This window comes from Actinocatenispora comari, assembly GCF_017312725.1.
GTDB lineage: Bacteria > Actinomycetota > Actinomycetes > Mycobacteriales > Micromonosporaceae > Actinocatenispora > Actinocatenispora comari.
Genome location: NZ_BOPO01000125.1, coordinates 60,132 through 78,796 on the forward strand (window position 1 = coordinate 60,132; position 18,665 = coordinate 78,796).

Annotated in this window: 17 protein-coding genes; 8 read left to right on the plus strand and 9 right to left on the minus strand. The window is 72.8% G+C overall.

The genetic code is table 11. The features are described from left to right. The first annotated feature begins 39 nt into the window (after window positions 1-39). Window positions 40-1,113, plus strand: a complete 1,074-nt coding sequence (locus NUM_RS29920; protein WP_207128262.1) for an aldo/keto reductase — start codon at window positions 40-42, stop codon at window positions 1,111-1,113. 67 nt (window positions 1,114-1,180) lie between these two features. Here NUM_RS29920 and NUM_RS29925 read toward each other — a convergent pair whose 3' ends face one another. The 3 genes from NUM_RS29925 to NUM_RS29935 form a co-directional block, all read right to left on the minus strand. After that, window positions 1,181-1,534 (minus strand): SPW repeat protein, encoded by a 354-nt coding sequence (locus tag NUM_RS29925; protein WP_207128263.1) that lies wholly within the window; start codon window positions 1,532-1,534, stop codon window positions 1,181-1,183. A 407-nt stretch (window positions 1,535-1,941) separates the two neighbouring features. Next, the gene (gene dnaB / locus NUM_RS29930) at window positions 1,942-4,875 is read right to left on the minus strand and encodes a replicative DNA helicase (protein WP_207128264.1); all 2,934 of its coding nucleotides are present in this window, start codon (window positions 4,873-4,875) and stop codon (window positions 1,942-1,944) included. Between the two features lie 290 nt (window positions 4,876-5,165). Further along, on the minus strand, window positions 5,166-6,986 hold the full coding sequence (locus NUM_RS29935; protein ID WP_207128265.1) for a helix-hairpin-helix domain-containing protein: 1,821 nt from the start codon (window positions 6,984-6,986) through the stop codon (window positions 5,166-5,168). Between the two features lie 191 nt (window positions 6,987-7,177). On the opposite strand from NUM_RS29935, the gene NUM_RS29940 reads away from it, so the two are divergent. The 3 genes from NUM_RS29940 to NUM_RS29950 all read left to right on the plus strand — a co-directional run bounded on the left by NUM_RS29940 (window position 7,178) and on the right by NUM_RS29950 (window position 10,539). Beyond that, window positions 7,178-8,662, plus strand: a complete 1,485-nt coding sequence (locus tag NUM_RS29940; RefSeq protein WP_207128266.1) for a vWA domain-containing protein — start codon at window positions 7,178-7,180, stop codon at window positions 8,660-8,662. A 72-nt stretch (window positions 8,663-8,734) separates the two neighbouring features. After that, the gene (locus NUM_RS29945; protein WP_207128267.1) at window positions 8,735-9,139 is read left to right on the plus strand and encodes a ribbon-helix-helix domain-containing protein; all 405 of its coding nucleotides are present in this window, start codon (window positions 8,735-8,737) and stop codon (window positions 9,137-9,139) included. Further along, on the plus strand, window positions 9,136-10,539 hold the full coding sequence (locus NUM_RS29950; RefSeq protein WP_207128268.1) for a GNAT family N-acetyltransferase: 1,404 nt from the start codon (window positions 9,136-9,138) through the stop codon (window positions 10,537-10,539). Before NUM_RS29945 ends, NUM_RS29950 begins: the two co-directional genes overlap by 4 nt. Before the next feature lie 122 nt (window positions 10,540-10,661). On the opposite strand, the gene NUM_RS29955 is transcribed toward NUM_RS29950, so the two are convergent. Beyond that, window positions 10,662-11,408: a metallophosphoesterase family protein gene (locus NUM_RS29955; protein ID WP_207128269.1), complete on the minus strand. Its 747-nt coding sequence runs from the start codon at window positions 11,406-11,408 to the stop codon at window positions 10,662-10,664. Between the two features lie 160 nt (window positions 11,409-11,568). Here NUM_RS29955 and NUM_RS29960 point away from each other — a divergent pair, with 160 nt between their 5' ends. The 4 genes from NUM_RS29960 (at window position 11,569) to NUM_RS29975 (ending at window position 15,865) form a co-directional block, all read left to right on the plus strand. Continuing rightward, window positions 11,569-13,215 (plus strand): FGGY-family carbohydrate kinase, encoded by a 1,647-nt coding sequence (locus NUM_RS29960; protein WP_263975156.1) that lies wholly within the window; start codon window positions 11,569-11,571, stop codon window positions 13,213-13,215. Then, window positions 13,212-13,844, plus strand: a complete 633-nt coding sequence (locus NUM_RS29965; protein ID WP_207128270.1) for a histidine phosphatase family protein — start codon at window positions 13,212-13,214, stop codon at window positions 13,842-13,844. Before NUM_RS29960 ends, NUM_RS29965 begins: the two co-directional genes overlap by 4 nt. 164 nt (window positions 13,845-14,008) lie before the next feature. After that, complete coding sequence (locus NUM_RS29970) at window positions 14,009-14,794, plus strand: DeoR/GlpR family DNA-binding transcription regulator (RefSeq protein ID WP_207128271.1); 786 nt, start codon at window positions 14,009-14,011, stop codon at window positions 14,792-14,794. Between the two features lie 33 nt (window positions 14,795-14,827). Beyond that, window positions 14,828-15,865, plus strand: coding sequence for a 2-hydroxyacid dehydrogenase (locus tag NUM_RS29975; RefSeq protein ID WP_207128272.1), 1,038 nt, complete (start codon window positions 14,828-14,830; stop codon window positions 15,863-15,865). Between the two features lie 91 nt (window positions 15,866-15,956). Here the strand turns inward: NUM_RS29975 and NUM_RS29980 are convergent, their stop codons facing one another. From NUM_RS29980 to rpsF, 5 genes are all read right to left on the minus strand, one after another. Beyond that, window positions 15,957-16,790 (minus strand): hypothetical protein, encoded by an 834-nt coding sequence (locus NUM_RS29980; RefSeq protein ID WP_207128273.1) that lies wholly within the window; start codon window positions 16,788-16,790, stop codon window positions 15,957-15,959. Between the two features lie 199 nt (window positions 16,791-16,989). Then, window positions 16,990-17,439 (minus strand): 50S ribosomal protein L9, encoded by a 450-nt coding sequence (gene rplI, locus NUM_RS29985; protein ID WP_207128274.1) that lies wholly within the window; start codon window positions 17,437-17,439, stop codon window positions 16,990-16,992. An 11-nt stretch (window positions 17,440-17,450) separates the two neighbouring features. Then, window positions 17,451-17,690 (minus strand): 30S ribosomal protein S18, encoded by a 240-nt coding sequence (gene rpsR, locus NUM_RS29990; protein ID WP_030445252.1) that lies wholly within the window; start codon window positions 17,688-17,690, stop codon window positions 17,451-17,453. A gap of 54 nt (window positions 17,691-17,744) precedes the next feature. Continuing rightward, window positions 17,745-18,257, minus strand: a complete 513-nt coding sequence (locus tag NUM_RS29995) for a single-stranded DNA-binding protein (protein WP_207128275.1) — start codon at window positions 18,255-18,257, stop codon at window positions 17,745-17,747. Window positions 18,258-18,326: 69 nt separating this feature from the next. Then, window positions 18,327-18,617, minus strand: coding sequence for a 30S ribosomal protein S6 (rpsF, locus tag NUM_RS30000; RefSeq protein ID WP_035295885.1), 291 nt, complete (start codon window positions 18,615-18,617; stop codon window positions 18,327-18,329). Window positions 18,618-18,665: the final 48 nt, after the last annotated feature.

The window sequence follows — 18,665 nt, forward strand, 5'->3', positions numbered from 1 at the left end:
GGGTGTCAGGAAGCCAGCGAACGCATCAGGAGCGACACCATGGCACACACCACACCGTCCCTCGACCGGTACCGGCTGCTCGGCCGCTCCGGCCTGCGCGTCTCGCCGCTCGCGCTCGGCGCGATGACCTTCGGTACCGACTGGGGTTGGGGCGCCGACCGGGACGAGACCCGGCGCATCGTCGACGCGTACGTCGACCGCGGGGGCAACTTCATCGACACCGCCGACGTGTACACGAACGGGACGTCCGAGCAGCTCGTCGGGGAGATGGCCGCGGGCCGGCGCGACCAGCTCGTGATCGCCACCAAGTACACCAGCAGCACCGACCCGGACAACCCGAACGCCGGGGGCAACCACCGGCGCAACCTGGTCCGCTCGGTGGAGGACAGCCTGCGCCGGCTCGGCACCGACTACATCGACCTGCTCTACCTGCACGCCTGGGACTCGACCACCCCGGTCGAGGAGGTCCTGCGCGGGATGGACGACCTGGTCCGCAGCGGCAAGGTGGTCTACGTCGGCATCTCCGACACGCCGGCCTGGCAGGTGTCCCGGATGCAGGCCATCGCCGACCTGCGCGGCTGGTCCCCGCTGATCGCCCTGCAGATCGAGTACAGCCTGGTCGAACGCACCGTGGAACGCGACCTGATCCCGATGGCCGCCGAACTGGGGCTCGGCGTCGTACCGTGGTCGCCGCTCGCCTCCGGCGTCCTCACCGGCAAGTACGACCGGAGCGACCTGGCCACCGACTCGACCGGCTCACCGAACGGCAGCCGGCGCGACATCGCCGCCGGCAACGGCGCCCTGACCGAACGCGCGCTCGACATCGCCGACACCGTCACGAAGGTCGCCGCCGAACTCGACACCACCCCGTCCCGGGTCGCGATCGCCTGGGACCTGCAGAACCCGGCCGTCACCGCACCGATCCTCGGCGTACGCACCCTGGCCCAGCTGGAGGACAACCTGGGGGCGCTGGACGTCGAGTTCACCGCCGACCAGCTCGCCGCCCTCGACGCGGCCAGCGCGGTCCCGCTCGGTTTCCCGCACGAGTTCCTGCAGCGGCCGATGACCCGCACCGTGATGGGCGGCAACACCGTCGTCGAACCCCGTCGCTGACCCGACACCGTGGCGCGCGCTCCCGAGCTGCGGGGGCGCGCGCCGTCGTCGGCGCCGGTACCGCGGATCACCGGTGCGGCATCATCCGCCGGGTACCCACCGACATCGCGGCCAACCCGAGCAGCACGCACACCGCGCCGACGATGATGTTGTTGATCATCGTGGTGGTGGTACTCGCGTCCACCCCACGGATCACCCACGGCGACACGATCACCCAGACGCCCATGATCGGCGCCGTCCACGCGATCCCGTGCGTACGGCCGAACGCGGCGACGAATCCCATCGCCACCACGCAGTACGCCAGGCCGACGATCAGGTTGCTCGCCGCCAGCGCGTGCAGGCCGTTGAAGCCCAGCACCCACGGCGAGATCGCCAGGTACAGCCCGGCCAGCACGGTCAGCCCGTCCAGCACCTGCACCATCGGCCGTGCCGCGGCGCGGTCGTACTTGTCCCCAGCTCGACGAGGTCTGGATGCTGTTCGATCCCCGGAGCGCTCGCCATCGCGCCCTCATCTCCCCTACCGATGCGATCCTCGGCGGCCCGTTGCGGGCCGCCCTGTTGCGAGGCTGTCGGGGCGTCATCGAACCAGCGAGGCGCCACGACAGCTCGGAGCCCTTCCCGGTGTGCAGGACCCGCTGCCCCGGCTCGGGTGGCTCGGCGTGTGGCGAAGGATCGTCGGCGCGTCGGGTCCCACGACGGGACACGCGGCTAACGCATCAAGTTGACCACGCCGGCCGCGTTCTGCCCACTACCTGATCGGCCACCCTCGCCCATCCGGTTTCCCCATCGACGGGGACCGCGGGCCGGCGACGGCCTCCCGGCGAGCGGTCAGCTGACCGCCATGTCGACGAACCGGGACAGGTGCAGCTGCGCCGCGACCGTGATGGTGTCGGTCGGCCCGTTTCGATGCTTGGCGACGATGAAGTCCGCCTCCCCGGCCCGGGGAGTCTCCTTGTCGTAGTAGTCCTCACGATGCAGCAGCAGCACCACGTCGGCATCTTGTTCGATGCTTCCCGATTCACGCAGATCGGATAGCTGTGGCCGCTTGTCGGTGCGCTGCTCGGGGCCGCGGTTGAGCTGGCAGGCCGCGATCACCGGGCAGTCGACCTCCTTGGCCAGCAGCTTCAGGCCACGGGACAGCTCGGCGACCTCCTGCTGCCGGCTCTCCGCCCGCTTCGGCCCGCTCATCAGCTGCAGGTAGTCGACCACGATCAGCTTGATGTCGTGCCGCTGTTTCAGCCGCCGGGCCTTGGACCGGACCTCCATCAGGTTCATGTTCGGGGTGTCGTCGCAGAACAGCGGCGCCTCGGAGATCTCGCCCATCCGCCTGGCCAGCTTGGTCCAGTCGTCGTCGGACAGCTGCCCGGACCGCAACGTGTGCAGCGGCACCCGCGCCTCCGCCGACAGCAACCGCATCACGATCTCGACCTTGCTCATCTCCAGGCTGAAGATGACGCTGGCCATGTTGTTCTTGATCGAGCACGCCCGGGCGAAATCCATCGCCACGGTGGAGTTGTGGGTGGGGATCCACGACTCGCTGGCCAGGTACATGTGGTCGGCGGCGTCGACCTGCACGCAGCGCACCGGCACGCTCGCGACCGGCCGAACGGCCACGATGTACCGCCGGCGGGTCGTCACCCGTGCCGCACCGCGCTGCCGAGCCAGCTTGCGCCGGAGCCGGAACACCGGCTCGGCCGGCGTGAACGTCAGCGTGTAGCAGGTCGAGCTCTCCTCGCGGTGGCCGTCGACCCGCCTGGTCGACATCGAGACCTGATAGCCGAGGCTCAGCACCAGCTCGCGAACGTCGTACGCGAGCCGGCGGCAGGTCACCGCGAACTGCACGGTGCCGGACGGCATCACGTACCCGTCGGAGTCGAGCAGGCCGGCGAGCAGCGCGCGCCGCTGCCGCTCGGAGGCCCGCAGGTAGTCGCGCGGAACGTGCTTGTCGCCGTACACCCCGAGCGATCGGAGCCGCGCGGTGAACGAGCCGCTGCGGGCGCGGCAGGTGCGGCACTGCCGCCGACCGGATCCGGCACCGGTCGCCGGTCCGCCACAGTCGGGACAGGTCGGCGCAGGCTCGGGGGCGGACACGAACCGGGCCCGGCCGCCGCAGCGTCGACCGCAGGTACCCACGTTGCTCGCCTTGGGCTGGAACGCGCGGCCACAGACCACGCAGGCGCGACCGGGGACCGGGTCAGGCGCCGGCAGCTTGATCGAGTACCGGAGCCCGCCGAGGGGAGCGACCGCCAACCCCTCCGCCCGGATGTACTCGGCGATCTCCGGGTCGGCGGACGTGTACCGGTTCCCGGCGGCGTCCCCGTCGCCGAGCCAGATCCCGAGCGCGTAGGGCGGAACGGGCAGCTCGCGGTCGGGCAGGTCGGCCGCAGCCGCGACCGCGACCGCATGATTGGGTCGGCCGTCGCGACACGCCACCGAGGCGGCGATCTCCTCGGTGGTGACGACATCCCGGTGCGTCGCCGCCTGGCCGTCGTTGATCGGGACACCGGCCCGGTCGTGCAGCGCGGTCAGCAGCGCCTGGCGCGAGTACGCCGGGACGGTGCGCGACCAGGGGCGGCCGTCGCGCTGGTAGGTCTGGGTGACGGTGCCGGCGCTGCCCACCGCTCCGGCGACCGTGTGCAGGACGTGCCGGAACTCGGCGCCGACCGCACCGGCCACCTGGGCCAGCGGCACCAGCTGATCGGGCCGTCGATCGGCGGCCTGCCGCGCCTGCCGCGACCTGTGCACGGCATCCATCGACCAGTGCGGCCGCCGGCGCCGCTCGGCACCCTGCCGACGGCTGGCCCGGGTGCTGGTCCGCCACTGGTGCTGGGCGTCGGCGACGATGACCGTGCCGTCCGAGAACTCGACCTCGTAGCAGGGGCGGTCGGGCATCACCTCGGTCGCGGCGACCACCGTGGTCGGGCGACCGTCGGAGCCGATCAGCCGGTCACCGACCCGGACCTCGCCCATGGTGGTCCAGCCGTCGGGCGTGGGCAGCGGGGTGTCCAGCGCCAGCGCCTTGCCCAGGCCGGGGCGGCCGGCGACGATGATCAGCTGGCCGGGGTGGAGGCCGTTGAGGAGGTTGTCGAGGTCGGTGAAGCCGGTCGGGACGCCGGTCATCACGCCGCCGTTGGCGCCGATCGCCTCGATCTCGTCCAGGGTGGGCTGGAGCAGCTCGTTCAGCGGGGCGAAGTCTTCCGAGACGCGGCGCTCGGTCACGTCGTACACGGCCTGCTGGGCCATGTCGATCACGTCGTCGATGTCCCGGCCGGCGCCGGCCGCGGCGCCGTAGCCGAGCTGGGTGACCCTCGTTCCGGCCTCGATCAGCCGGCGCAGCATGGCGCGGTCGGCGACGATGCGCGCGTAGTACGCGGCGTTGGCGGCGGTGGGCACGGCGGAGACGAGGGTGTGCAGGTAGCCGGCGCCGCCGACCCGACCGATGTCACCGGAGTCGACCAGCGCGGACGCCACGGTGATCAAGTCGGCCGGCTCGCCCCGCCCGTACAGGTCGAGGATGGCGTCGAAGACGATGCCGTGCTTGGGCTGGTAGAAGTCGTTGGTCTTGAGGATCTCGACGACGTCGGCGATGGCGTCCTTGCTCAGCAGCATGCCGCCGAGGACGCACTGTTCGGCGGCGACGTCCTGCGGCGGGGTGCGCTCGAAGTCGGCGGCGCTCGGCTCGTGCTGTTGCCGGGGTGGCCGTGGACGTGGCTCGTCGTCCGGCTCGTCGCCGGCCGGTCGGACGTCCTCCGAGATCGACATTGCGCCCCCCTGCTGTCGGCACCGCACGCGGCGCCGAGTACCCCCGCAGCGAACCACACGGCACCGACATTCTTGCCGGCGACGCGCTGGTCGCCAGGCGAGGTTAGAGAGCGGTACCGGGCGGGATCAAATCGGCCGGTGGACAGCGCGGGGGACAACCTGTGGACAACCCGCCGTTGGCTGTGCACAAGGCTGTGCACAGGGTGGGGATAACTGCTGGGGATAACTCACCACACCGTCGTGAGCTGGGGAAACTCCGTGAACAAGGTGTGGAGGAGGAAAACTTCCGGTTACCTCGGCCGAGTGAGGAACTCCAGCACCCGCTCGTACGGCCAGCAGTTGAGGACCTGGTCGGGAGTGAGCCAGCCGCGTTGCGCGGTGAGGGTGGCGTACCGGACGAAGTCGAGCTGCGGCACGGCGTGCGCGTCGGAGGAGATGGCGAACGTGACGCCGCGCTCGGCGGCCCACCTGATGTGCTCGTCGCGCAGGTCCAGCCGGTCCGGCCCGCCGTTGATCTCCAGCGCGGTACCGGTGGCGGCGGCCGCCTCGAACACCGCGGGCAGATCGAGCTCGATCGGCTCCCGGCGGCCGATGAGCCGGCCGGTGGGGTGCCCGATGATCTGCACGTACGGGTTCTCGCAGGCGCGGATCAGCCGCCGGGTCTGCTCGGCGGCGGGCAGCGTGAAGTGGCTGTGCACACTCGCCACGCAGAGGTCGAACTCGGCGAGCACGTCCTCCGGCCAGTCGACCGAGCCGTCCGGCGCGATGTTGAGTTCGGTGCCGTGCAGCAGCCGCATGCCCGGGTACCGGCCGCGCAGCTCGGCGAGCCGTTCGCGCTGGGCGAGCGCCTTCTCCAGGGTCATGCGCTGCATGAACAGCTCGGGCGCGTGGTCGGTGACGGCGTAGTAGTCGTACCCGCGTTCCGCGGCGGCGGTGAGCATCTCGTCCAGGGTGGCGACGCCGTCGGTGAGGTTGGTGTGGGTGTGCAGGTCGCCGCGCAGCGCGTCGACGGTGACCAGCTCGGGCAGCTCGTCGTTGCGGGCGGCGGCGACCTCGCCGAGGTCCTCGCGCAGGGTGGGCGGGACCCACCGCAGGCCGAGTCGCTCGTACACCTCCTGCTCGGTGCCGGCGACGATGAGTTCGTCGGTCTCGGCGTGGAACAGCCCGTACTCGGAGAGCTTGAGGCCGGCGTGCACGGCCAGCTCGCGGACCCGGACGTTGTGTTCGCGGGAGCCGGTGAAGTACTGCAGGGCGGCGCCCCACACCTCCTGCGGCACGACCCGCAGGTCGATCTGCAGCCCACCGGCCGACGTACTTCCGGCGGAATCGCCGGCGGCGCCGGCGTGGTCGGCGTCCGGCTGCTTGCCGGCGCCGGTACCGGCGGCGGGCAGCGCGGCGGCGGGGTGCAGGGCGGTCCGGATGGAGGTCTTGGTCTCGCCGCGCACCAGCACCGTGTCGGCCTCGGGCAGCGCGACGAACGCCGCCATCAGCGGCCCGGAGTCGGCCGCCGCGGCGAGGATGTCGATGTCACCGACCGTCTCCCTGCCGCGCCGCAGCGACCCGGCGTAGGTGCAGCGGTCGGCGAGCGGGGCGAGCCGCTCGACGATGGATTCGGCGAGGTCGAGCGCGGTGGCCATGAGGACCCGGCCGGCGCCGCCGCGGACGAGCTCGATGCCGGTGCGGATCACCTGCTCGGTGCGCGGCCCGAACCCCTTGAGCTGGCGGAGGTCGCCGTTCTCGACGGCGGCGAGCAGCGCGTCGATGTCGGCGATGCCCAGCTCGCGGTAGACGGCGAGGGCCTTGGCCGGACCGAGGTTGGGGATGCGCATCAGCGTCAGCACGCCGGCCGGTATCTGCCCGCGCAGCTCTTCCAGCTGCGGGAACGTGCCGGTCTGGACGGCCTGGTGCACCTTGCCGGCGATGGACGCGCCGACGTTGGGGATCTTGCGGATGTCGGTCTCGTCGAGGGTGGCCAGGTCGGTGGCGTACCCACCGACGCCGCGGGCAGCCTTCTCGTACGACCGGATCTTGAACCGGTCGCCACCGGTCATGGCCAGCAGTTCGGCGTACTCCGCGAGGAGGCCGGCGACCCGCTCGTTCGCCCGCGCCATGCGCTCAACTCTACGGGTTGGGTCGGACACCGGCGCGCCGTGAAACCGATCTTGGCACGCGTCGCGGCGCCCCAACCGGTGACCGTCCGTGCCGGCACGGCCCCGACACGGTGCGGACACGACTCGGACACGCCCGGATCCGGGGCCCGATCCCGCGCGTCTGACGGTCAATCGACGTGAGGGAGGTTCCGATGCGAATCGTACGTAGCGTCACGGTCGTGGCGGCGCTGGCGGGGCTGGCGCTGGTCGCCGGGTGCAGCGGTCCCGGCGGAAACCGGTCGTCGGCGGGTGCCGACTCGGCGCCGCGGAAGGTCACCGGCGCGACACCGGGGGCGACGGGTACCGCGCGGCCGGGTGCGGCGCCGCCGGTGGACGCGCGTACCACGCCGAAGTCGACGTTCGCGCTGGACGTGGACACGGCGTCGTACTCGTACGCGCGGCGGCAGTTGACGGCGGGCAGCCTGCCGGATCCGTCGACGGTGCGGCCTGAGGAGTTCGTGAACGCGTTCCGGCAGGACTACGCGCAGCCGGCCGGGTCGGGGTTCTCGATGACGACGGACGGGGCGAAGCTGCCGGAGTCGGGTACCCGGATCATGCGGGTGGGGTTGCAGACCCGCGGCGAGGATGCGGCGTCGCGCCGGGACGTGGCGTTGACGTTCGCGATCGACACGTCCGGATCGATGGACTACGACGGGAAGCTGGGGCTGGTCAAGGACGCGCTGCACACGCTGATCCGGCAGCTGCGACCGTCGGACCGGGTGGCGATCGTGGCGTACGCGGACGAGCCACGGGTGCTGCGCGAGCTGACCGCGGTCTCCGACCGGAACGCGCTCGACGAGGCGATCGACGAGCTGTCCGCCTCCGGCAGCACCGACCTGGGCAGCGGGGTGGAGACGGCGTACCGGGTGGCGCGGGACGGGTACCGGAAGGGCGCGACGAACCGGGTGATCCTGCTGTCCGACGGGCTGGCGAACCAGGGCGACACCGACTCGAAGACGATCCTGGACAAGGTGTCGGACCAGGCCGGTCGCGGCATCACGCTGCTGTGCGTCGGGGTGGGCGGCGACTACGGTGACGCGTTGATGGAGCAGCTCGCCGACCACGGGCACGGCATGGCGGTGTACGTGGGGGACCAGGCCGAGGCGCGCCGGACGTTCACCACCCAGCTGACGGCGAACCTGACGGTGCGGGCGCGCGCGGCGAAGGCGCAGGTCGAGTTCGATCCGAAGCGGGTGCGCAGCTACCGGCTGATCGGGTTCGACGACCGGCGGCTGGCCGCGGACGACTTCCGGAACGATGCGGTGGACGGCGGCTGGGTGGGTCCCGGCCACAGCGTGACGGCGCTGTACGAGGTGACGTTGCGGCCGAAGGCGTCCGGCCGGGTGGCGACGGCGCGGGTGCGCTGGCAGGACCCGGAGTCGGACGAGGCGAAGGAGGCGGCCCGTACCGTGTCGGTGTCCGATCTGGACGGTGCGCTGGCGGACGCGGCGCCGCGGTTGCGGGCGGACCGGGCGGTGGCGGCGTTCGCCGAGTGGCTGCGCGGCGACCGGTACGCGCCGGACGTGCGGCCGGAGTCGCTGGCCTCGACGGCGGACGCCGCGGCGGACGCGACCGAGGACGCCCAGCTGCGCGAGCTGGCGACGCTGATCCGGACCGCGGCGAAGCTGAAGGACTGACCGCGCGGCCGCTCGGGGCTGATCCGCTCCGAGCGGCCGCCAGTTCGGCCTTAGGATGCTAGCATCCTAGGCATGGTTGCGACCGGCCGCGAGAAGGTGCAGTTCAACGTCTACCTGCCGGCCGAGCTGGTCCGGCAGGTCAAGCACGCCGCCATCGACCAGGGCGTCAGCCTGTCCGCCCTGGTCGAGTCGGTACTCCGGGCGCACGTCGGCGCACCCGACGAGAGCGTCGACGCGCCCGGCGGACTGGCCGGCAGCGCATCCGGCGGAGCGGCCCGTGCCGCATCCGGCGAAGCGCCTCGTGGCGCATCCGGCGGAGCGGCCCGTGGCGCATCCGGCGGAGCGGCCGACGAGGCAGCTGCCGGCCCGCCCGCGGGAGGTGCCGGCACGCCTGGAGAGAGGGCCGGCACGCCCGCGGAAGGTGCCGGCGCGACCGGCGGTGCGCCGGAGAACGCCGCGGAGGAGGGACGACGATGACCGAGGTACAGGTGCGGCCGGTGCGGTTCACCGGCCGGGTAGACCGGATGCGCGAGTTCCTCACGGTGCTCGGCCTGGCGCCGCGGGTGGAGTCCGAGCGGGGCGGCTGGGTCGACCTGGCGGCGGGCAGCGGCCTGGTCGCACTGCACGACGCGGCGACCAGCGACACCGGCGGCCGGCCCGGCGAGACCCGGCTGTCGTTCGAGGTGGCCGACCTGCGGGTGGTGGCCGACGCGCTGCGCACCGCCGGGTTCGGCGAGCCGGCGAGCTGGGACGAGTCGTACGGCCGGATGCTCGCGGTGCGCGACCCGCTCGGCGAGCTGGTGCTGCTGGACGAGCGCTCCGACGACGACTACGGCTACCGGCGGCACCGACCGCGCCCGGACGGTCGGCTGCACGTGCTGCCGCTGCGGTACGCGCGCGCCACCGACTACGCGCCGTTCCTCGCCGCGCTGGGGCTGACCGCCCGGCCGGGCGGCAGCGACTGGTGGCAGGTGTACGAGGGCCCCGGTGGCCGGGTCGCGCTGCACCCGCCGGCGCCGAGCGAGGGTACGAGCGAGCACCCGCCCGCGCGGTCCGAGCAGACCGGCAAACACCCGCCGGCGGCCGGGAAGGCCGGCGAGCACTCGCCGGCGGCGGACGAGAAGGCAGCTGGGTACCGGCCAGCGGCGGCCGAGGCGGCTGGCGCTCGGGGCGGCCCACAGCCGCCGTCCCCAGCCGGGGTCGGGGTCGGCGGCGAGCCGGGCCAGGCCGGTGCGGAGCTGGTGTTCGAGACGGCGGAGCCGCTGACCGCGCTGGTGTCCCGGCTGCGGGCGGCGGGGTACCGGGACGCGCGGGTGGCGCAGGAGGAGTCCGGTCCGGTCGCGCTGGTGACCGACCCGGACGGCCAGGTCGTCACCGTCCACCCCGCGCCGTACCTGGTCCGGCCGGCGGCACCGGCCGACGTGCCGGCGCTGCGGGCGCTCGGCGAGCGCGTCGTCGCCGACACGTACGAGCCGATCGCCGGGCCGGACTACGTGCGGTACGTGCTGGACCGGTGGTGGCAGCCGCAGCAGCTGGCCGAGTCGATGCGGCGAACCAGCACGTTCGTGGCGGAGGCCGCGGGCCGCGTCGTCGGTACCGCGAACCTCGGCCGCACCGCCGACGGGGTACCGGTGATGTGGAAGCTCTACGTCGACCCGGTGATGCACGGCCAGGGCGTCGGCTCGGCGCTGCTCTCCGCGGTACTGGCGGCGCTGCCGCCGGACGCCGACCGGCTGGCGCTGTCGCACCTGGCGGGCAACGTCCGCGCGGCCGCGTTCTACCAACGGCGCGGCTTCCTGCCGTGGCGCGTCGAGCCGGACCCGGCCGGCTGGCCGGACCAGGTCTGGCTCACCCTGCCGGCGACCGCCGACCGCTGAGCCCCCGCGGCCCTCAGCCCGCCGACCGCTGAGCCCCCGCGGCCTTCACCCCGCCGACCGCTCAGCCCCTGCGGCCCTCAGCTCGCCGAACGGCCGGCCGGCCACGGCAGGCCGGCTGCCGGTCAGTCCTGGGGGGTGAAGACGGCGAGCGCCTCGGCGTCGGACGGGACGGTGCGGACGTTCTCGGCGACGAACTCGTCGATATCGGGGTAGTCGGGGGCCGCGGCGCGCAGCGCGTCGGCCGCCGCGGCCAGGTCGTACCGGGTGTGCCGGAGCGTGACGTGCGGCCCGAGCAGCGCCCAGTACGCGCCGGGCTCGCCGTACGGCATGCCGACGCTGCCCGGGTTGACGAACCGGCGGCGGTCGGCGAGCCGGTCGAACGGCATGTGCGTGTGGCCGAGCACGACGGTGCGTTCGGCGCTGTTGGCAAACGCTTGCCGGTACCGGTCGACCGGCGAGTCGACGAGCACCATCTCGGTGTCGCTGCGGCTGCTGGCGTGGCAGAACAGGGTCGGGCCGAGCCCGTCCACGTCGAGCGTGACGGTCAGCGGCAGCCCGGCGAGCAGGTCGCGGTGCGCTCGGGTGAGCCGGCTCGCGGCGTACCGGGTGGGCAGCGTGACGAGGTCCGGCAGGTCGGTGGGCAGCCGGCCGTCGCACTCCTCGACGAGTTCGCGGTCGGCGTTGCCGCCGACCCAGATCGCCCGGTCGCCGAGCGCGAGCAGGCGGTCGAGTGTCTCGGCCGGCATCGGGCCGGTGGCGATGTCGCCGTTGAGGACGAGGGCGTCGACGCCGGCGGCCTCGACGTCGGCGAGGACCGCGTCGAGCGCGGGAAGGTGGCCGTGGATGTCGGCCAGTACGGCGAGCTTCATATCAGAAACGCTATGGCGTCCCGTGCCTGAGCAGCAACGAGCTTCGCTGTCGGCAGAAGGCGGTGTCGGATGCCCCATATGTTCTGGGGTTGTTTACAGTCTTCTATGTTAAGTTAACATCGGTAATCGCACCGTAGGTCGAGCCAGAAGGCACCAACTGATGGCGGAAACTCAGCCGAGCCCGAACGAGCTCTGGGCCGGCGTCGATGTCGGTACGCAGAGCGTCCGCGTCACGATCGTCGACGAGACCGGCGCGACCCGGGCCACCGGCAGCGCGCCACTGACCTCGACCCGCACCGGCGGCCGGCACGAGCAGGACCCGGACCAGTGGTGGCAGGCGTTCCGCCGAGCCAGCCGGGAGGCCGTCGGCGCGCTCCCGACCGGCGCCGCCGCCGGCATCCGTGGCCTCGCCATCGACGCCACCTCCGGCACCTTCCTGCTCGCCGACCGCGACGGCACCCCGCGCACCCCCGGCCTGATGTACGACGACGGCCGCGCCGGCGCCGAGGTCGCGGACGTGCTCGCCGCCGGCGCCGGCCTCTGGGACCGGCTCGGTTACGCGATGCAGCGCAGCTGGGCGCTCCCCAAGCTGGTCTGGCTGCTGCGGCACGACGCCACGCTGCGCGCCGACGCCACCGCCGGCCGGCTCCGGCTGGTACACCAGGCCGACCACCTCGCCGCCCGGCTCACCGGCGGCCCGGTCGCCACCGACCACAGCCACGCCCTCAAGACCGGGTACGACCTGGACGCCGAGCGCTGGCCCACCGACGTCCTCGCCCGGCTCGACGTGCCCGCCGACCTGCTGCCCGCGGTGGTACGCCCGGGCAGCACGCTCGGCGCCGTCGACCGCGCCGCGGCCGAGCAGACCGGCCTGCCCGCCGGTCTGCCGGTCCGCGCCGGGATGACCGACGGCTGTGCCGCGCAGCTCGCCGCCGGTGCGCTCACCGAGGGCTCCTGGAACGCGATCCTCGGCACCACGCTGGTCCTCAAGGGCGTCACCGCGCAGCGGCTCACCGACCCGGGCGGCGCGGTCTACTCGCACCGGCACCCGGACGGCGGCTGGCTGCCCGGCGGCGCGTCGAGTTCCGGCGCCGGCGCGATCGCCGCCGCGTACCCGGGGCTCGGCGCCACCGAGCTGGACGCGCTGGCGGAGCGGGCCGCCGGGTACGAGCCGGCCGGCGCGCTGCGCTACCCCGTCGCCACCCTGGGAGAACGCTTCCCGTTCGTCGATCCGACCGCCGAACCGTTCCTGGTCGGCAGCCTCGCCGACGACGCCGACGGGTACGCCGCGCTGCTGCAGGGCGTCGGCTACGTCGAACGGCTCTGCTACGCCTACCTGCGCAGCCTCGGCGCCCGCACCGACGGGCCGGTCACCCTGACCGGCGGCGGCGCGCGCAGCCGGTACTGGTGCCAGCTGCGCGCGGACATCCTCGGCCGGCCGCTGCGGGTACCGCGGGACGCCGAACCGGCCGTCGGGATGGCCGTGCTGGCCGCCGCCGGTACCGGGTCGGTCGCCGCGACCGCCGCCCGGATGGCCCGGCCGTACGTCGAGGTCGAGCCGCGGGCGGGCGGGCCGGAACGGTTCGCCGAGCCGTACCGGGAGTTCGTCGCCGAACTGCACCGCCGCGGCTCGATCGGTGCCGACCTGCTCGCCGCCGCCGACAGCGCCGACCTGCCCGCCGCCGCCAACGGCGCCGAGCTGCTCGCCGCCGGGGGTGCGACGGCCGCCGGCGACCGGGCCCCCGTCGCTGCCACGGCGGGGCAGCCCGGCGCCGGCACCACGCCGTCCACGGAGGACCGGGCATGAGCGCGACGACGGTGATCCTGGCCCGGCACGGGCGGACCCCGTGGCACTCGCCGAACCGGTACTGCGGGAGCAGCGACATCGGCATCGACGAGGTCGGGGTGCGGCAGGCGGCGCGGCTCGGCGAGTGGGCCCGTACCGCCGGGCTGACCTCCCTGTACTGCACCGATCTGCGCCGCACCCAGCTGACCGCGGCGCCGGTCACCGCGGCGACCGGGCTGGCCCCGACGATCGAGCCGCGGTTGCGCGAGCTCGACTTCGGCATCGCCGAGGGGCGCACGCTGGCCGAGCTGCGGGACAGCCATCCGGACGCGGTCGAGAAGTTCCAGCAGGACCCGGTCGAGCACCACTTCCCGGACGGCGAGCACCCCGCCGACGCGGTACGCCGGGCGCACGCCGGGCTGGCCGACCTCGTCGCCGCCGACCCGGGTGGCCGGATCCTCGTCGTCGCCCACTCGACGCTGATCCGGCTGCTGGTCACCGACCTGATGGGCGGCTCGCTGGCGCGCTACCGGGCGCTCCTGCCGGATCTCGTACCCACCTCGCTGACGACGTTTCTGGTACGGCCGGGAAATATGGCTCTGGCGGCGTTCAACGTGCCGCCGACACCCGAACCGCCCACCACCCGGTAGTGAGGCATCCATGAGCGAGCGCCAGCGAGCGAATCAGAGGTACTGCGCGTCGTGCCTCATCGGACTTCCGACGAAGGAGGAAGCCCGATGAGCAGGCGCCAGCGAGCGAATCAGAGGTACTGCGCGTCGTGCCTCATCGGACTTCCGACGCAGGAGGAAGCCCGATGAGCGACGCACCGACCGAGCGGAACCGGCCCGCGCAGCGGCAGACGGAGATCGCCGAGCACGTGCTCCAGCACGGCTCCGTCGCCGCCGCCGACCTGGCCGAGATGTTCCACGTCAGCCTGATGACCATCCACCGCGACCTGGACGAGCTGGAACGCCAGGGCGTGGTCCGCAAGTACCGCGGCGGGGTCAGCTCCCAGCCGTCCAGCGTCTTCGAGTCGAACGTGGCGTACCGGATGCGCTCGTCCACGGCGGAGAAGCAGGCCATCGCCCGGCGGGCGCGGGAGCTGATCGAACCCGGCATGGCGATCATGCTGGACGACTCCACCACCACGCTGGAGTTGGCGAAGCTGCTCACCGACATCACGCCGCTGACCGTGGTGACCAACTTCCTGGAGACCATCAAGCTGCTGTCCGCGGTGCCGGGGATACGGCTGATGGCGCTCGGCGGTGAGTACTACCCGACGCACGACTCGTTTCTCGGGGTGCCGTGCATCGAGGCCATCGAGGCGATCCGGGTCGATCTGCTGTTCACCTCCACCTCGGCCGTCTCCGGGGAGTTCGCGTACCACCAGGAGCAGGAGATCGTGCTGGTCAAGCGGGCCATGATGCGTTCCGCCCAGCGCAGCATCCTGATGGTCGACCACACCAAGCTGCGCCGGGTCGCGCTGCACCGGCACGCGCACGTCACCGATTTCGACCGCATCATCACCGATGCCCAGGCCACCGAGAGCGAACTCGCCGATCTCACCGAGCACGGCGCCCGCTACGAGCTGGCCGACTGACCGCTGCGCGGCGCGCAGCCGAGAGGAGCACCCGTGCCCCGGACCCAGGTCCTCGTCGCCGGCGACCACTTCGTCACCGACGCGCTGATCCGCGCGGCGTTGGACGCGGAGCTGGGCGCCGACGCGCTGTCGGCGACGACGCTGACGCTGCCCTGGCCGTACACCCCGTACGGGCGGGTCGCCGAGGTCGACGAGGCGTCCGGGGACGAGGACTCGCTGATCGCCGCGCTCGCCGGCGCCCAGGTCGCGGTGACCCAGATGGCCCCGTTCACCGAGCGGGTACTGGCGGCGTCGGACGCGCTGAAGCTCATCGTGTGCTGCCGCGGCGGCCCGGTGAACATCAACGTCCCGGCCGCCACCGAACGCGGCATCGCGGTGTGCACCACCCCCGGCCGCAACGCGGTCGCGGCGGCCGAGCACACCGTCGCGCTGCTGCTGTCCGCGCTCCGGCAGATCCCGCAGCGGCACGTGTCGGTACAGGCGGGGGAGTGGCGCAGCGACCTCTACGCGCTGACCGAGTGCGGCAGCGAGCTCGCCGGCGCCACCGTGGGCCTGGTCGGGTACGGCGCGATCGGCCGCCGGGTCGCCCGCATCCTCACCGCGTTCGACGCCGAGGTCCTGGTGCACGACCCGTACCTGCCGACCGACGCCGAGGTCACCTCCACCCCGCTGCCCGAGCTGCTGTCCCGGTCGACCGTGGTCAGCCTGCACGCGCGGCTCAGCGACGAGACCCGCGGCATGATCGGCGCCGCCGAACTGGCCGCGATGCCGCGCGGCGCGACGCTGGTCAACACCGCCCGCGGCGGTCTCGTCGACTACCCGGCGGTGGTGGCCGCGCTCGACTCCGGGCAGCTCGGCGCGGCCGCCTTCGACGTGTACGAGACCGAGCCGGTGGACCCGGCGTCCCCGCTGCTGACCGCGCCGCACACGGCGCTCACCCCGCACCTCGCCGGCGCCACCGTACAGACGGCGCAGCGTGCGGCGCGGCTCGCGGCGACCGCGGTCGGCGCGTACCTGCGGGGCGAGACGCCGCCGGCGCTGGCCAACCCGGACGCTCTGGCGGTGAGCTGACGGCCTTCGCGGCACGAGCCGGACCCGCGGTGCGCTGACGGCTTCGGCGGGGCGCGGCCGGACTCGCGGGCCGGGTGGCCGCGACGCGCGGTCAGTCGTCGGCGGCCGGGCTGGCGCTGCCGCCGGTCGCGCTCGCCGACGGGGTCGGGTTCGGCGCGAGCACCGTGTAGAGCTGCTGCGGCGCCTCCCGGACCTGCGCGGCCGGCGGTGCGGCGACCCGTACCGGCGTGCCGAAGTCGCGGTACCGGGTGGTCACCGTGGACTGCGCCGAACTGTCCGACCGCAGCACGCTGATCGCCAGCTCGGTGAGCCGGCCGGACCGGTCCACCGACGCCTCGAACGTGACCCGCCGCGGCGACGGCCCGAGCAGCGTGGTCAGCTGCTGCGCGGTACGGTCGCCGGCCGCGCGGGCGCGCAGCTCGGCCAGGTCGATCCGGCCCTGGTAGTGGCCGGGCGAGGTCTCCGCGGCCGACTCGATCGTGTCCAGGTAGCGGGTGCTCAGCGTCGGGTCGATCGCCTGCGCCAGCACGTTGCCGGGCGCCAGCCGGGTGGTGCGGATCCGCAGCCACACGTCCGGGTCCTTGTCCACACCCTTGACGTACAGGTCGGTCCCGACCAGCACGGCGTCCATCGCGCCGATCCCGAACGAGCCGTCCAACCGCCCGAGCTTCCGCTTCGGCTGGTACGAGCCGCTGACCCGGGCGATGCCGGTCCCGCCGTCGAACGCGAAGCTGGTCGCCTCCAGCTTGCGTACCGCCCGGGTCAGTTCGGCGGTGGCGTGCCGGGTCTGGGCCGGGCCGGCGCTCGGCGTGGCGGAGGTGGCACCGACGTCGGACGGCTGCGCCGACGGGGCAGCGGAGTCGCGGCACCCGGCGAGCAGCAGGCCGGCGGCGCAGACGGCGACCGCCGCGATCATCCGTCGCATCGGGGGTCTCCTCCTGCCCGAGTCACCTGCCCGGGGGCGATACCCGGACCAACTGGCCATCCCGTCAGCATAGGTCCCCACCTGCGGGTACCGACAGTCTCGGCCTGCCGACTGGTAGGAGTCGCGAACGGCCGGGGCCGGAGACACCGGTGCCCGGGCGGTCGCGGACCGCCCGGGCACCGGGATGGAACTCGTGAACCTACTTCGACGCGACCACGTCGAGGTTGACGGTCGCCACGACCTCCGGGTGCAACCGCACCGGGATCTGGTAGCTGCCGACCGTCTTGATCGGCGAGGTGACCTGCAGCCGGCGCCGGTCGAGGGCCGGGCCACCGGCCGCCTGCACCGCAGACACGACCTCGGCCGGGGTGACCGAACCGAACAGCCGGCCACCGTCGCCGGCGCGCTCGGTCAGCGTGACCTTCAGCGTGTCGAGCTGGGCCTTGACCTCCTGCGCCTGGTCGATGTTGCGGATCTCGCGGATCGAGCGGGCCCGCTTGATCTGCGACACCTGCTTCTCCGCGCCCCGGCTCCAGGTGATCGCGAAGCCCTGCGGGAGCAGGTAGTTGCGGCCGTAGCCGTTCTTCACCTCGACGATGTCACCGGGCTCACCGAGGTTGGAAACCTCCTGAGTGAGGATGATCTTCATGTCGGTCCCCCTCAGCGGTTCTGCGCGGTGTACGGCAGCAGGGCCATCTCGCGGGCGTTCTTGATGGCGCGCGCGATCTGCCGCTGCTGCTGCGAGTTGACACCGGTGACCCGGCGGGCCCGGATCTTGCCGCGGTCGGAGATGAACTTCCGAAGCAGCGCGGTGTCCTTGTAGTCGACGTAGATGATCTTCTCTTTGTCGAGAGGATTCACCTTTTTCTTGGGCTTCCGCAAAGACGGAGGCTTAGCCATTTCAGTGTTGCCTTTCACGTACGGATGCCGGTGCCGCGCGGGGCGGCACGCCGGCTAGAACGGGGGCTCGTCGTCGAAACCGCTGTTACCGCCGCCGGAGCGGCTCGCGGCCGGAGTGGCCGACGCCCACGGGTCGTCGCCGCCGGAGTTCCCACCACCGGAACCACCGGACGAACCGAACCCGCCACCGCCGCCACCGCTGCGCGACATCTTCTGCACCTTGGCCGTCGCGTACCGCAGGGAGGGGCCGATCTCGTCGACCTCCAGCTCGATGACGGTGCGCTTCTCGCCCTCGCGGGTCTCGTACGACCGCTGCTTGAGCCGGCCCTGCACGATGACCCGGCTGCCGCGCTGCAGCGACTCGGCGACGTTCTCCGCCGCCTGCCGCCACACCGAACAGCTCAGGAACAGCGCCTCGCCGTCCTTCCACTCGCCGGACTGGCGGTCGAAGGTGCGGGGCGTCGACGCGATGCGGAAGCTCGCCACCGCCGCGCCGGAATTGGTGAACCGCAGCTCAGGGTCGTTGACCAGGTTGCCAACGACCGTGATGACGGTCTCTCCTGCCATGACTCACTCCTCACACTCGGACCCCGAGGGTCGCACCGACGTACGACACAACGAGTGACCGATCGGATATCAGTGAATTTCGGGCCGGAGGACCTTGGTCCGCAGCACCGACTCGTTGAGTCGCAGCTGGCGGTCCAGCTCGGCCACCGCGGCGGGCTCGGCCGACAGGTCGATGACGGCGTAGATGCCCTCGGTCTTCTTGTTGATCTCGTACGCGAGGCGGCGACGGCCCCACACGTCGGTCTTCTCGACCGATCCGCCCGAATTGCGGATCACGTTCAGGTACTGGTCGAGCGACGGTGCGACGGTGCGCTCCTCGAGATCGGAATCGAGGATCACCATGACTTCGTAGTGACGCAAGACGTTCTCACCCCCTGTGGACTAGGCGGCCACGGACTTTCCGTGGCA

What these genes read in the sequence shown, in the direction of transcription:
- NUM_RS29920 (WP_207128262.1), top strand. Translation starts at nt 40, where the DNA reads ATGGCACACACCACACCGTCCCTCGACCGGTACCGGCTGCTCGGCCGC.
- NUM_RS29925 (WP_207128263.1), bottom strand. Translation starts at nt 1,534, where the DNA reads ATGGTGCAGGTGCTGGACGGGCTGACCGTGCTGGCCGGGCTGTACCTG.
- dnaB (WP_207128264.1), bottom strand. Translation starts at nt 4,875, where the DNA reads ATGTCGATCTCGGAGGACGTCCGACCGGCCGGCGACGAGCCGGACGAC.
- NUM_RS29935 (WP_207128265.1), bottom strand. Translation starts at nt 6,986, where the DNA reads ATGGCGCGGGCGAACGAGCGGGTCGCCGGCCTCCTCGCGGAGTACGCC.
- NUM_RS29940 (WP_207128266.1), top strand. Translation starts at nt 7,178, where the DNA reads ATGCGAATCGTACGTAGCGTCACGGTCGTGGCGGCGCTGGCGGGGCTG.
- NUM_RS29945 (WP_207128267.1), top strand. Translation starts at nt 8,735, where the DNA reads ATGGTTGCGACCGGCCGCGAGAAGGTGCAGTTCAACGTCTACCTGCCG.
- NUM_RS29950 (WP_207128268.1), top strand. Translation starts at nt 9,136, where the DNA reads ATGACCGAGGTACAGGTGCGGCCGGTGCGGTTCACCGGCCGGGTAGAC.
- NUM_RS29955 (WP_207128269.1), bottom strand. Translation starts at nt 11,408, where the DNA reads ATGAAGCTCGCCGTACTGGCCGACATCCACGGCCACCTTCCCGCGCTC.
- NUM_RS29960 (WP_263975156.1), top strand. Translation starts at nt 11,569, where the DNA reads ATGGCGGAAACTCAGCCGAGCCCGAACGAGCTCTGGGCCGGCGTCGAT.
- NUM_RS29965 (WP_207128270.1), top strand. Translation starts at nt 13,212, where the DNA reads ATGAGCGCGACGACGGTGATCCTGGCCCGGCACGGGCGGACCCCGTGG.
- NUM_RS29970 (WP_207128271.1), top strand. Translation starts at nt 14,009, where the DNA reads ATGAGCGACGCACCGACCGAGCGGAACCGGCCCGCGCAGCGGCAGACG.
- NUM_RS29980 (WP_207128273.1), bottom strand. Translation starts at nt 16,790, where the DNA reads ATGCGACGGATGATCGCGGCGGTCGCCGTCTGCGCCGCCGGCCTGCTG.
- rplI (WP_207128274.1), bottom strand. Translation starts at nt 17,439, where the DNA reads ATGAAGATCATCCTCACTCAGGAGGTTTCCAACCTCGGTGAGCCCGGT.
- rpsR (WP_030445252.1), bottom strand. Translation starts at nt 17,690, where the DNA reads ATGGCTAAGCCTCCGTCTTTGCGGAAGCCCAAGAAAAAGGTGAATCCT.
- NUM_RS29995 (WP_207128275.1), bottom strand. Translation starts at nt 18,257, where the DNA reads ATGGCAGGAGAGACCGTCATCACGGTCGTTGGCAACCTGGTCAACGAC.